Source organism: Streptococcus sp. SCPM-O-B-15294 (M123), from assembly GCF_058200455.1.
On sequence record NZ_JBYQGU010000003.1, the window covers coordinates 52,104 to 65,379 of the forward strand.

Genomic DNA, 13,276 nt, shown 5'->3' on the forward strand with positions numbered 1-13,276 from the left:
AAACATAAGGGAAACTGTCTATGTGGGATGTGTGGAGTTGATAGTATCAATGTTCCCTAGTTCTAGAGCTCTGTTGTTTCGGATGGTCACAAAATGCCTTCAATAATTTGCAGTACTCAGCAGTCTCTATTCCCCGTAGCCATTTATTGTTTTTTTAAGCTTTTATTGTTACAATATCCATATAGACAAAAAGACTGGATTTCCAGCCTTTTTAATTGTTTTAAAGAAAGGTTTTTTATGAAACGCAAATCGATTTTGTTTCTATTTTTATTCTTGCTCTCGATTGGTCTGGCTTATGAGACGCAGTCTATCACAGCTGGGTGGATGACAGGCAGCCAGTATGGAATCATTGGTATCTCTGTCCTCTTGCTCCTAGTTTATGCGATTCCTGCTGTTTGGGCTCTCTTTCATTTCTCCAAGAAGTGGAAGTTGTCTTGGATTCCGGTTCTCTTTTCACTTCTAGGTGGGGGCTTTATCGCAGGTTGGTTATCTAGTTTTGCCAATACCTATTTCCATGAGATGATTCAAGCGATAGCACCTAATAGCGACTTTTGGAACCAGTATGAGAGTGCCATCGCAGGACCACTCTTTGAGGAACCCTTCAAGTTGATTCCGATCTTCTTTGTCCTCTACTTGTTCAATGTACGTCGGATCAAATCTATCTTCCTTTTAGCGATTGCATCTGGTCTTGGTTTCCAGATTGTGGAGGACTTTGCCTATATCCGTCAAGACATGCCAGAAGGCTTCTCATACGCAGTATCTGGTATCCTAGGTCGGATCATGAATGGGGTCGTATCACACTGGGTCTACACAGCCCTCTTCATGGTGGGTCTCTACTTGATCGTTCAAGCTACAAAAGGTCGCAAGGAGTTGATGCTGACGGGTTGGTTCTATTTTGTATCTGGTTTTGGCCTTCACTTTGTCGGCAATTCACCATTTGGCCAAATCGAGACAGAACTCCCTCTCGCTATTCCATTCTTAACAGCAGTAGGACTCTTCTTGGTCTACCAAGCCTACCTCACTGTCCAAAGTATGGACCAAGGAAATTAAGAATAGAAAAATCGTATGTTTGCAACATACGATTTTTTTGAATCTTATTTTCCAAGACAGAACTGGCTGAAGAGTTGGGTGATGAGCTCGTCTGGAGCAGCGTCTCCTGTGATCTCTCCAAGGATTTCCCAAGTACGGGTCAGGTCGACTTGGAGCAGGTCCACTGGCATGCCCATAGCCAGGCCTTCGTTGACGGCTTGGAGGCTTTCAACGGCTTTCTCAATGAGAGAGATATGGCGGGCATTGGACAGGTATGTAGCATCTTGCTCGACCAGGCCAGCATTTTCAAAGAAGAGGGCATTGATCCGGTCTTCGATCTGGTTGATATTTTGGTTTTTCAGGACGGAAATTTTGATATGATCAGCAGGAATCTCGTCCAACTCGATTTGTTGCGGGAGGTCGACCTTGTTGAGGAGGATGATGCGGTTGCTATCTTGGGAGATTTCCAGCAACTGGCGATCCTGATCGGTCAAGGGTTCACTGGCGTTGAGGACCAGAAGGACCAGGTCGGCTTCTTTAAGGGCTTTGCGAGAGCGTTCCACCCCGATGCGTTCGACAATGTCCTCTGTCTCGCGGATCCCAGCCGTATCGACCAGCTTGAGAGGAACACCGTTGATGTTGACGTATTCCTCGATGACGTCACGGGTTGTCCCTTCGATATCAGTCACGATGGCTTTTTCCTCGCGCAGGAGGTTGTTGAGAAGGCTGGACTTACCGACGTTTGGTCGGCCGATGATAGCAGTAGAGATCCCTTCACGGAGAATCTTGCCACGGCGAGCTGTCTTGAGGAGATTGGTCAAGAGGGCTTCAAACTCAGTTGTCTTCTCACGGATAATCTCAGTCGTTGCTTCCTCGACATCGTCGTACTCAGGATAGTCGATGTTGACTTCGACCTGAGCCAGAGTATTGAGGATCTCTTGGCGCGTGTTGTTGATGAGATCAGAGAGTGATCCATCTAACTGTTTGACAGCGATGTTCATAGCCTTGTCAGTCTTGGCGCGGATAATATCCATGACCGCCTCAGCCTGGGTCAAATCGACACGACCATTGAGGAAGGCCCGCTTGGTAAATTCACCTGGCTCAGCAAGACGTGCCCCTTCGCGGATCACCAATTGCAGGATTTCATTGGTCACCGCAATCCCACCGTGAGTGTTGATCTCGATGATGTCTTCGCGAGTGAAGGTCTTAGGAGAGCGCATGGCTCCGACCATGACTTCGTCGAGGATCTCATTCTTATCTGGATCCACGATATGGCCGTAGTTGAGGGTATGGCTAGCCACGCTGGTCAAGTCTTTACCCTTGAAGATCTTTTGTGCGATTTTAAAGCTGTCTGTTCCGCTCAAGCGGACGATTCCGATAGCCCCCTCACCGAGCGGAGTCGAGATAGCAGCGATAGTATCAAATTCTCTAGTAATCATGTATCTTCTCTTTTCCTGTGTATTCCCTTCTATTCTATCGTAAACTAGCAAGAGGGGCAAGATATTGCTTTTAGAAGGAGGAGTTGAAAAGGTTTTCAGTTAAGAAGTGAAATCTGTCGGCCAATATGCTATACTAAATATGAATAGAAATGGAGGTCTATGATGGTAAACCTAAAAGAACAGGTAGGCATTAAGGCGGCTGAGTTTGTTACTGACGGCATGATTGTCGGTCTTGGTACAGGGTCAACTGCTTATTATTTTGTGGCTGAATTGGGACGTCGCATCAAGGAGGAAGGCTTGCAGATTACTGCTGTAACGACTTCAAGTGTGACTTATGAGCAGGCGGAAGGTTTGGGAATTCCTCTCAAAGCCATTGACGATGTAGAAGTAGTAGACTTGACCGTAGATGGTGCGGATGAAGTAGACCCTGCTTTGAACGGGATCAAAGGTGGGGGCGGTGCCCTCTTAATGGAGAAAATCGTTGCGACCAACTCAAAAGACTGCATCTGGATTGTCGATGAGTCTAAACAAGTGGAGACGCTTGGTGCCTTTAAACTGCCGGTAGAAGTGGTTCAATACGGAGCAGAGAATCTTTTCCGTCATTTTGAAAAGAAGGGTTATTCACCAGCTTACCGTGAAAAGGACGGCCAGCGTTTTGTGACCGACCAAGGCAACTTTATCATTGATTTGGATTTGAAAGTGATCTCAGATGCTGAAGCCTTGGCAGAAGAGTTGGACCGGACTGTCGGTGTTGTCGACCATGGTCTCTTCTTAGGAATGGTTTCCAAAGTCATCGTAGGGACACCAGAAGGTCCAAAAATCATTAGCAAATCACTTTAAAAAGGGCATTTTGTCCTTTTTTCTGAGGATATGAAACTTATTTATAAAATTTTATATGAAAGCGTTACATTTTCAAAAATTTGTGTTATACTGTATTCAGTTTAAATTATAAAGGAGACATTCAAAATGCCAAAATTTAATCGTATGCATTTAGTTGTATTGGATTCAGTAGGGATCGGAGCAGCTCCAGATGCTAATAACTTTGTCAATGCCGGTGTACCTGATGGCGCATCTGACACACTTGGACACATCTCAAAAGCAGTTGGTTTGAATGTACCAAACATGGCAAAGCTAGGTCTTGGAAATATTCCGCGTGAACAACCCTTAAAGACTGTTCCAGCTGAGAGCAATCCAACTGGTTACGCAACGAAGTTAGAAGAAGTCTCTCTTGGAAAAGATACCATGACAGGTCACTGGGAAATCATGGGTCTTAATATTACAGAACCCTTTGATACTTTCTGGAATGGATTCCCAGAAGAAATTATTACAAAGATTGAAGAATTCTCAGGTCGTAAGGTCATCCGCGAAGCTAACAAACCTTATTCTGGTACAGCGGTCATCGATGACTTCGGACCACGCCAAATGGAAACCGGCGAGTTGATCATCTATACATCAGCTGACCCAGTTCTTCAAATTGCAGCCCACGAAGACATCATTCCTTTGGATGAACTCTACCGTATCTGTGAATACGCTCGTTCTATTACGTTGGAACGTCCAGCCCTTCTTGGACGGATCATTGCTCGTCCTTATGTTGGGGAACCAGGAAACTTCACTCGTACAGCCAACCGTCGTGACTTGGCCGTTTCACCATTTGCGCCAACTGTTTTGGACAAATTGAACGAAGCTGGTATCGATACTTACTCAGTTGGTAAGATCAGCGATATCTTCAACGGCGCTGGTATCAACCATGATATGGGCCACAACAAATCAAACAGCCACGGTATTGACAACTTGATCAAGGCTATGAAATCAGAAGACTTTAAACATGGCTTCTCGTTCACTAACTTGGTAGACTTCGATGCCCTTTATGGACACCGTCGTGATCCACACGGTTACCGTGATTGCTTGCATGAGTTTGACGAGCGCTTGCCAGAAATCATCGCTGCCATGAAAGAAGATGATCTCTTGATGATCACAGCTGATCATGGAAATGACCCAACTTATGCTGGTACAGACCATACGCGTGAATACATCCCATTCTTGGCTTACAGCCCATCCTTCAAAGGTAGTGGCTTGATCCCAGTTGGACACTTTGCGGATATCTCAGCGACAGTGGCGGACAACTTCGGTGTGGAGAAAGCCATGATCGGTGAAAGCTTCTTAGATAAATTGGTCTAAGATGACGCGTTTTGCCTTACTCGTAAGAGGAATCAATGTTGGCGGCAAGCATAAGGTGGTCATGGCGGATCTGCGTCAGCAATTGACCGAGCTGGGCCTCAGCCAGGTGGAAACTTACATCAACAGTGGCAATATCTTCTTTACGACGGATCTTCCGCGGACTCAATTAGTGGAGGGTCTGTCGACCTTCTTTGAGAACCATTATCCCTTTATTGAGCGTTTTTCTCTGCTGAGTCGAGAAGACTATGAAGCAGAATGTGCGAACTTACCGGAATGGTGGACAGAAGAGATGGCTCGTAAGGATGTCCTGTTTTACACCGAGGGTTTGGGTAGGGAATCCGTAGAAGAGAAGCTGCTGGCTTTAGATTTGGGAGAAGAAGTGCTCCACTTTGGCAAGGTAGCGGTTTTCTGGGGGAAATTCTCGGAAGAAAGCTATGCTAAAACGGCCTACCACAAACATCTGATGAAGATGCCTTTCTATCGCCAGATGACTATTCGCAACGCCAACACCTTTGACAAAATCGGTGCATTACTTAAGAAATAATAGGAGGAACATAATGACATTATTAGCAAAAATCAATGAAACAGCAGCATTTTTGAAGGGCAAAGGAATCGAAGCTCCTGAGTTTGGTTTGATCCTTGGATCAGGTCTTGGAGAATTGGCTGAAGAAATCGAAAATGCCGTCGTAGTAGACTACTCCGAAATTCCAAACTGGGGTCAATCAACAGTAGTCGGACATGCTGGTAAATTGGTTTATGGTGATCTAGCTGGACGTAAAGTCTTGGCCCTTCAAGGACGTTTCCACTTCTACGAAGGAAACCCACTAGAAGTGGTGACTTTCCCAGTTCGTGTCATGAAAGTTTTGGGATGTGAAGGGGTTCTTGTAACCAACGCTGCTGGAGGTATCGGCTTCGGTCCTGGTACCTTGATGGCTATTACTGACCACATCAATATGACAGGTCAAAACCCATTGATCGGTGAAAACTTGGATGACTTTGGTCCACGTTTCCCTGATATGTCCAAAGCTTACACTCCAGAATACCGCGAGACTGCTCATCGAGTAGCGGACAAATTGGGAATTAAACTGGATGATGGGGTTTATATTGGTGTGACAGGTCCTACCTATGAAACTCCAGCTGAAATCCGTGCATATAAGACTCTTGGAGCAGACGCTGTCGGTATGTCAACTGTTCCTGAAGTCATCGTTGCTGCTCACTCTGGTTTGAAAGTTCTTGGTATTTCATGCATTACTAACTTTGCGGCTGGTTTCCAAGAAGAGCTCAACCACGAAGAAGTAGTGGAAGTGACAGAACGTGTCAAAGGCGACTTCAAAGGATTGCTAAAAGCGATTCTTGCTGAATTGTAAGAACCTTGGAAAGAATTGTGAGATCTCTTCAAACAATTCCTTATAAACGAAGACTAGTCCTAGCAGCTTGTCTGCTAGGGCTTGTTTCGGGTTTAGCGGGTATCTTTCTTCATTACCTTTTAGAGTTAGTGGAAGGATTGGCTTTTGGTCGTTCAGAGCACCAGTCTAGCTTCTTGACGGATGGAGTGACGTCTTCACGGATTTGGCTCAGCCTGTTTCTTGTTGGTGCCAGCTCAGCCTTGGTCTGGTATCTCCTACAGCGAAAGGGAAACATTCTTTCTATCAAGGGCCAGATGAAGGAGGAACCTTCACGTACTCGCCTTCATTTCTTGAAGCAGATGCTCCATTCCACCTGGCAAATCATTGCCGTAGGAGCTGGTGCACCAGTAGGAAAAGAAGGAGCCCCCCGGGAGATTGGGGCCTTGTTGGCGACTCCGCTTGGACGAGCACTAGACTTATCGTTTAAGGACCGCATGTTTCTGATTGCTTGTGGGGCTGGCGCCGGCTTGGCAGCGGTCTACCAAGTACCACTAACCAGTGTCTTTTTTATCTTTGAAACCTTGGGGCTGGCATTTTCGATAAAACGCTTTGTCTTGGCCGGGATTACTACTTATGTGGCTGCTTATACAGCAGGCTGGGTCATCTCAGATCGGGCCCTCTACCAAGTGTCTGAAATAACTTGGTCACCTACTGTCTTATGGCAGATGCTTATTGGAATAGTCATCCTTACTCCAGTCGCCTGGCTCTTTTCCCGTTTCACAAAGAAGGCATCCATTTATCGAATTAAGGACAAACGAATGCTCATCACTTTGCCATTAGCATTTGTTTTCCTAGCTGGTCTAGCAAGCTTTCAGCCCCACCTGCTTGGAAATGGGCGGATGATGGCTCAGGAGATTCTCAATGGGGCCACATGGCAGACGATTCTACTCCTATTTACCCTAAAAGCTCTAGTCGTTCTGCTTACCTTTTGGGCAGGTGCCTATGGAGGGACTCTGACGCCTTCCTTTGCACTGGGAATGGCAGGAGCAGCCCTCATCTCTTTGGTACTTGGTATTGGAAATACTCCAGCTTTCTTTCTCCTAGGTTCGGTTTGCTTTTTGACAGTGACCTTAAAAGCTCCCTTATCTGCAACTGGCTTGGTCCTTGGGTTTACGGGACAAGGTTTAACAGCTCTACCCTATCTCTTGCTGACAGCTTTTCTAACTGTTGGTTTCTCCAAAGGATTGGATCATCTCATGGGGAAAAAAATCAAGGAGTCTCCAGTAGATAAGATTCAGTAGTTTTTATGTAGGGGATTTAACCTATAAGCTAGATGAAACCTATCTTCTTATGGTATAATTTAACTAAGCATATAAGGAACCAGGGTTGTTGGGGCTGGAATAAACCCCACTTTTGATGCCTGGCCTCTATGATGAATTCGGAAAGCTAGAGTTTGTGTTGCGATTTGAACATGAGCAGAAAGCTTTCTAAAAAATACACACAGAAAGGTAGAGCATGTGTTCTGATTTGAACACGAGCGGAAAGCTTTTCAAAACAAAAAATGAAAGGAAGGGTAGTTCGGGTTTGAATTGAACCTGGGCTAGAGGCTGTGTAAAAAAGATAAATCCTTCTAGATGCGTAGCATCTTTGTCGGATTTCCTATTTTTACTTTGCCTCTTTAACGCCCTTGGTATCTTAATTATGTCTATCCATATTGCTGCTAAGCAAGGTGAAATTGCTGATAAAATTCTCCTTCCTGGAGATCCTCTTCGTGCGAAATTTATTGCTGAGAATTTCCTTGAGGATGCTGTATGCTTCAACGAAGTTCGGAACATGTTTGGTTACACGGGTACTTACAAGGGTCATCGTGTGTCTGTCATGGGTACTGGAATGGGGATGCCATCCATCTCTATCTATGCGCGTGAGTTGATCGTGGACTACGGCGTGAAGAAATTGATCCGTGTGGGGACAGCTGGTTCTTTGAATGGCGATGTCCACGTCCGTGAATTGGTCTTGGCGCAAGCTGCCGCAACCAACTCAAACATCATCCGCAACGACTGGCCTCAATACGATTTCCCACAAATTGCCAGCTTTGATTTGCTAGATAAGGCCTACCACATTGCTAAAGACCTTGGCATGACCACTCACGTTGGTAATGTCTTGTCTTCTGATGTCTTCTATTCAAACTACTTTGAAAAGAACTTAGAGCTTGGTAAATGGGGCGTGAAAGCTGTGGAAATGGAAGCAGCGGCTCTTTACTATCTTGCTGCCCAACACCATGTGGATGCCCTCGCCATCATGACCATTTCTGATAGTTTGGTTAATCCAGATGAGGATACGACTGCAGAAGAACGTCAAAATACTTTCACAGACATGATGAAAGTTGGTCTAGAAACCTTGATCGCAGACTAATGGCAGAATACCTTCATGATGAGTGGCTCTACGATCTTCAGACCTACCAGTATAGTCGGGCCCTTCGCTCTGCTAAGAAGCAGAAGAGCGTGCCAGAGCTGGTCTTGACCTTATTGCAGTTAATGGCCGAGCGTCGAGAGCTCAATATCCAACCAATCATGAACCAAAAGTTGAGAACCGAGTTGCTAGATGCAACTGGTTTTCAGCTTTTTTGGCATGAGGACCCAGAAGAGGAACAGTTGGCTAACTACCTGTATGATTTAGAGGCCAAGCTCCGCAATGAGCAGATCATCGACTTTATTCGTGCGGTGAGTCCTGCCATTTACCGGATCTTTATGCGCTTGATTAAGTTGCAGATCCCTGATATTGCTGACTACATTCACAACTCCAAAGAGTCCAGCTATGACCATTGGAAGTTTGACAAGATCCGAACCTCTGACAATCCAGACTTGCAACAATTCCATAGTGAAAGTGCGGTCAATTCGTCCAGTTTGACGGAGTTGATCTTACTTTTGGATTTACCAGACTCCACCAAGGATGCGGCCAAGCAACTGCGGGAGTTGGAAAAATCTGTTCGCAATCCTCTGGCCCACTTGATCAAACCCTTTGATGAAGAGGAACTCCACCGGACGACAGGTTTCTCCTCCCAGCATTTTATGGAACTCTTGGTGAGTTTGGCTCAGGAGACGGGGATTGTTTACCAGCGAGAACCCTTTTACTTCGACCAGGCCAATGCTGTTATCGAGGCACTCTTGTAAGGAGGAAGACATGGATAAACTGGAAGAATTGCAAGAAATCATTGATCAGAGTCAACGGATCGTCTTTTTCGGTGGGGCAGGCGTCTCAACAGAGTCCAATATCCCTGATTTCCGGAGCTCTGATGGTGTCTATAGTGTCACCTTGGGGCGCCATTTTTCGGCTGAGCAACTGGTCTCTCATACCATGTTTGAGTGCTATCCAGAGGACTTTTTCGACTTCTATAAGAAATACTTGCTCTACCCAGATGCCAAACCTAATGCAGCCCATCGCTATCTGGCTTGGCTGGAAGAGACCGGTAAGCTCAAGGCAGTGGTGACGCAAAATATTGATAGTCTCCATGAAATGGCAGGGTCTAAAAAAGTCTTGAAACTCCATGGTAGTGCCGACCGTAATTACTGTACCGGTTGCCAGCGCTTTTATGATTTAGAGTCCTTTCTAGCTTTGGAAGGGCCTGTTCCACACTGTCTCGATTGTGGTAAGGTGGTCAAGCCAGATGTAACCCTCTACGAGGAACCTCTCGATATGGATGTCTTTAGCCAAGCAGCCAAAGCCATCCAAGAGGCTGATCTACTGATTATCGGTGGTACCTCCCTCGTCGTCTACCCAGCAGCCAGCCTGATCCAGTATTTCCAAGGGGAGAAGCTGGTCGTCATCAATAAGACCAGTATCCCACAGGACAAGCAAGTAGACCTGGTCATCGAAGGGAAGATTGGCCAAGTGTTTTCGAAATTAAGACAATAAAAGAACACCTGAGTGAAGTGGAAATCCACTGATTTCAGGTGTTTTTTTGATTGAATGTGCTTTCATTAGAAAGTCTATAATAATGATGGTGATTATGATATAATGAAATTAATTTCGTAGGAGGTGAGGAGTTGAAAAAGGTAAAAAAAGTGAAGCGTAAAATTCCACGTGCTATCAAAATTTTAGTTTGTTTTGCTATTGGACTTTATATTTTGCTTCGATATTATATTGCTCCTGGTTTATTTGATAGCAAAAATCAATACATCAAAGTATATAATTATCAAACTAGTTCGATAAAAGATAGACAGTCAACCATAAAGGAAATAAATCTAGAATTTATTTATTTGAAAGAGGCTGAAGTTCCTAAGGGACTAACTTGGTCAGAAATGACTTGGACAAATGCAAATCGCTATTATAAAAGTGATGTCATTTTGAATGCTAAATTGGATGATGGGACAAGTGTTTGGATTCCGCTAAAAAGATTTTATGAAACTGGTCCAGCTTTTAGCGATAAATTTTACATTGATGATAAACTTTTTCTAGACATGACCCAAAGATTTCCAGGCTTAAATAAGGCGTATATGTCTGGTTATAGGCTCGTCTTTCTCTCTGGGATGCTATACACTGGTGATACATTATACCAAATTCCAAGAGCATCTGATGTAACTCGGTTTGACCTCAAAAATCCTAGAACAGGTAAGTTACAGACCTATTATGAGTATGGAAATCCTCCAGGAAAAACAATATTTCCGATTTATTTAAAAGTTGATAGAAGAGATCAGGACAGATTGCAAGAATTTTATGATGATTATAACACCAGTAGTCTTGGTTATTGGAATAGGGGCGATAAAAAACCTAGAATAGAGCTAAGTCATGATTATACTTTTCTATATGACAAATGGTATTATTCCGATTCTTTAACCAATCTTCCTGTGAGTGTCAAACTGACGGGTTCAAAATTTAAAATCTCTGTTACCAGGACTCAATTACTGGATTATGATTATGATAATGGTAAAGTAAAAGTGAGAAAGGCGACTAAGTTATATTCAGAAGAAAATAAAGATGAATATATCAAAGAAGTTCTAGGCGATCTTGATACTTTTGTAAAATCCAATGATGACGCGTTAACAAAAAGATATAAAAATAAAAAATAAGCTATCATTTTATGAAATTTATTTCCTAGGAGGTGAGGAGTGAAAAAGAAATTACTGTTCATTATTGTGATGTTAGGACTCATTCTCCTTGCTCTTTCTCAATATCTGAAGAAGGATGTTGATCCTGGCTTGTTTGATAAGGATTATCAATATATCAAAGTCTATAACTACAAGGCAGAGAAGATAAAGCCCAAGAAGGCAAAAGTTAAAGAAATCAATCTCGAGTTTATATACGAAGACAATGCAGAAGTTCCTGAGGGGCTAGACTGGAAGGAAGATCTTCGCTCTGATCTTGGCCCTTATGACGGTGGAGATATGATTTTACACGCTGTCTTGGACGATGGTTCAAAGATCAGGATCCCGCTTCAGGAGGCGCTTCGTTTCGGTCCAACTTTCAGTCGTGATTTGGAATACAATGATAATTTGGAGAAGGAAATGGTTCCTAGATTCCCGAATATTAGCTCAGAGTACAATCGCAATCTTAGTTTTGCTTATTTTTCTGGAATGATGTATGTGGGAGACACGCTTTATCAAGCTCCAGAAACGGAAGCTGTCACGCGCTTTGATCTAAAGAATCCTACAACCGGCCACATGCAAACCTACTACGAGTACGGAAATTTGCCGGAGAAAACCGATAGTCCGGTGTTTGTGAAAATTAGCAAAGACGTGACGGAAGCAGATTTGCAACCTTTTTATGATGATTATCATAAAAGTTGGAAGGGGTACTGGAACAGGGGAGTCGACCCTATTGCCAAAGAGTTGACTCATACCTATCAATATAAATTTTATTACTATAAATGGTACTATTCAGATTCCCTATCGAATCTGCCGCTGAAAATAGATCTGACAGGCTCTGAATTTAAAACAACCGTCATCCGTACACAGCTGATCAGGACCGATCGAGAAGACTTGATGAGGGTACGGACAGCCACAAAAACTTATACAGAGAAAAACAAAGAGGAATATGTGCAGGAAGTCCTCAATAAGCTGATAGATTTCAGCACGATTAATGATTTAGCAAGGCATGAAAAGCAACATAAGTAAGATTCAGGTGAAATCTATTTTGCTAGGAGAATGAATTTTTGGAGTTAGTATGAAGAAGGTAAAACATAAAAAGAATAAGATTGAGAGAAAATTTATTCATCTGGCTTTAGTTGGTTTGTTTATTGGCTATATCGGTCTTCGTTATTACATCAAGCCTGAGTGGTTTGATTCAGAACATATCTACCATAGAATAAAAAATTATAAGCTGAAAGAACTCAAAAAACAAAAAAAGATCATTCAGTCTATCAATATTGAATTTTTCTATCGGAAGGATATTTCAATCCCATGGGAAGCCAACTGGGTTGAGTCAACAAGAAAGGATTTTGATAAATACTTAACGCCCATCATGCATGTGACTTTTACCGATGATACCAAGGCAGATATACCAATTGATACTTCTTATGAAGGGCCAGCATTTAGTGATAATCTATTGGATGATAAATTGTATAATCAACTGCGGTATCGATTTCCTAAATTTGAAAGTGACGATGACACAAGCTTATTAGACTATGTTTTACTGATCTATTCAAATGACACACTTTACCAGGATACGGATCTAAAAGAGATAGTCAGTTTTCAGTTTAAAGATCCCATCATTCAGACCGATCAAACTTATTATAAATATGTCACAGAAACACAAAAAAGTATTTTTCCAGTTTACTTTATGCAACAGAAGGATGAGTATGCAACCTCAAATATGATAGAATTTTTGGAGGACGCCGAGAAAAGAGAAAATAGAAATTATGTCGATACCTGGCCAAACTATGGAAATGTTACATTGGATGCTCATATTTCAAGTTACGGTAGACGATACTATTATTCGGATGAATTCTCAAATTTACCATTAAATTTACTGCCAACAGGGAACCAGTTAAACATGACAATCACGTACAGCCTAGTTGTCTCTAAAGAAGATGATGGTGAGTACAAGCTCAAGTCCACTTCAAAAACTTACACCGAATCGAATAAAGATGAATATATTACTGAAATTTTAATACCAAATCAAAACAAGAGAGTGGGACAGAAATCGGTAATTCGTTAGAATTCGATTTCGTCGTCCCACCTCCGCACAGTTGAGTAGGGCTGTAAAAGCTGATGAAATCAGCGTAGTAGAGCCCACTCAACCACTGCGTCTTGCTCAACAATCCAAAAATAATTGAGAGGCTAGGACTTT

At 43.2% G+C, this 13,276-nt stretch carries 13 protein-coding genes; 12 read left to right on the forward strand and 1 reads right to left on the reverse strand.

Features of this window, described 5'->3' with window-relative positions:
• Positions 1-237: 237 nt before the first annotated feature.
• Positions 238-1,050: a PrsW family glutamic-type intramembrane protease gene (locus tag AC3E8G_RS03195; RefSeq protein WP_195611004.1), complete on the forward strand. Its 813-nt coding sequence runs from the start codon at positions 238-240 to the stop codon at positions 1,048-1,050.
• A 44-nt stretch (positions 1,051-1,094) separates the two neighbouring features.
• On the opposite strand, the gene mnmE is transcribed toward AC3E8G_RS03195, so the two are convergent.
• A complete protein-coding gene (gene mnmE / locus AC3E8G_RS03200; protein WP_195610997.1) occupies positions 1,095-2,468 on the reverse strand; it encodes a tRNA uridine-5-carboxymethylaminomethyl(34) synthesis GTPase MnmE in 1,374 nt (457 codons plus the stop codon).
• Between the two features lie 162 nt (positions 2,469-2,630).
• On the opposite strand from mnmE, the gene rpiA reads away from it, so the two are divergent.
• The 11 genes from rpiA to AC3E8G_RS03255 all read left to right on the forward strand — a co-directional run bounded on the left by rpiA (position 2,631) and on the right by AC3E8G_RS03255 (position 13,144).
• Positions 2,631-3,308, forward strand: coding sequence for a ribose-5-phosphate isomerase RpiA (rpiA, locus tag AC3E8G_RS03205; RefSeq protein WP_490677011.1), 678 nt, complete (start codon positions 2,631-2,633; stop codon positions 3,306-3,308).
• A 126-nt stretch (positions 3,309-3,434) separates the two neighbouring features.
• Positions 3,435-4,646, forward strand: coding sequence for a phosphopentomutase (locus AC3E8G_RS03210; RefSeq protein ID WP_156676335.1), 1,212 nt, complete (start codon positions 3,435-3,437; stop codon positions 4,644-4,646).
• Position 4,647: 1 nt separating this feature from the next.
• On the forward strand, positions 4,648-5,190 hold the full coding sequence (locus tag AC3E8G_RS03215) for a DUF1697 domain-containing protein (protein ID WP_490677012.1): 543 nt from the start codon (positions 4,648-4,650) through the stop codon (positions 5,188-5,190).
• 13 nt (positions 5,191-5,203) lie between these two features.
• Positions 5,204-6,013 (forward strand): purine-nucleoside phosphorylase, encoded by an 810-nt coding sequence (locus tag AC3E8G_RS03220; protein ID WP_414279298.1) that lies wholly within the window; start codon positions 5,204-5,206, stop codon positions 6,011-6,013.
• Between the two features lie 17 nt (positions 6,014-6,030).
• Positions 6,031-7,293, forward strand: coding sequence for a chloride channel protein (locus AC3E8G_RS03225; RefSeq protein WP_490677013.1), 1,263 nt, complete (start codon positions 6,031-6,033; stop codon positions 7,291-7,293).
• A gap of 400 nt (positions 7,294-7,693) precedes the next feature.
• Positions 7,694-8,404, forward strand: coding sequence for a purine-nucleoside phosphorylase (gene deoD, locus AC3E8G_RS03230; protein WP_048716249.1), 711 nt, complete (start codon positions 7,694-7,696; stop codon positions 8,402-8,404).
• Positions 8,404-9,162 carry a hypothetical protein gene (locus AC3E8G_RS03235; RefSeq protein ID WP_490677014.1) on the forward strand — a complete coding sequence of 253 codons (759 nt, stop codon included), beginning with the start codon at positions 8,404-8,406 and terminating at the stop codon, positions 9,160-9,162. Before deoD ends, AC3E8G_RS03235 begins: the two co-directional genes overlap by 1 nt.
• Positions 9,163-9,172: 10 nt before the next feature.
• A complete protein-coding gene (locus AC3E8G_RS03240) occupies positions 9,173-9,904 on the forward strand; it encodes an NAD-dependent protein deacylase (RefSeq protein WP_490677015.1) in 732 nt (243 codons plus the stop codon).
• A gap of 131 nt (positions 9,905-10,035) precedes the next feature.
• Positions 10,036-11,058, forward strand: a complete 1,023-nt coding sequence (locus tag AC3E8G_RS03245; RefSeq protein WP_490677016.1) for a hypothetical protein — start codon at positions 10,036-10,038, stop codon at positions 11,056-11,058.
• Positions 11,059-11,097: 39 nt separating this feature from the next.
• Positions 11,098-12,102, forward strand: coding sequence for a hypothetical protein (locus tag AC3E8G_RS03250; RefSeq protein WP_490677017.1), 1,005 nt, complete (start codon positions 11,098-11,100; stop codon positions 12,100-12,102).
• A gap of 49 nt (positions 12,103-12,151) precedes the next feature.
• On the forward strand, positions 12,152-13,144 hold the full coding sequence (locus AC3E8G_RS03255) for a hypothetical protein (RefSeq protein ID WP_490677018.1): 993 nt from the start codon (positions 12,152-12,154) through the stop codon (positions 13,142-13,144).
• The last annotated feature ends 132 nt before the right edge of the window (positions 13,145-13,276 follow it).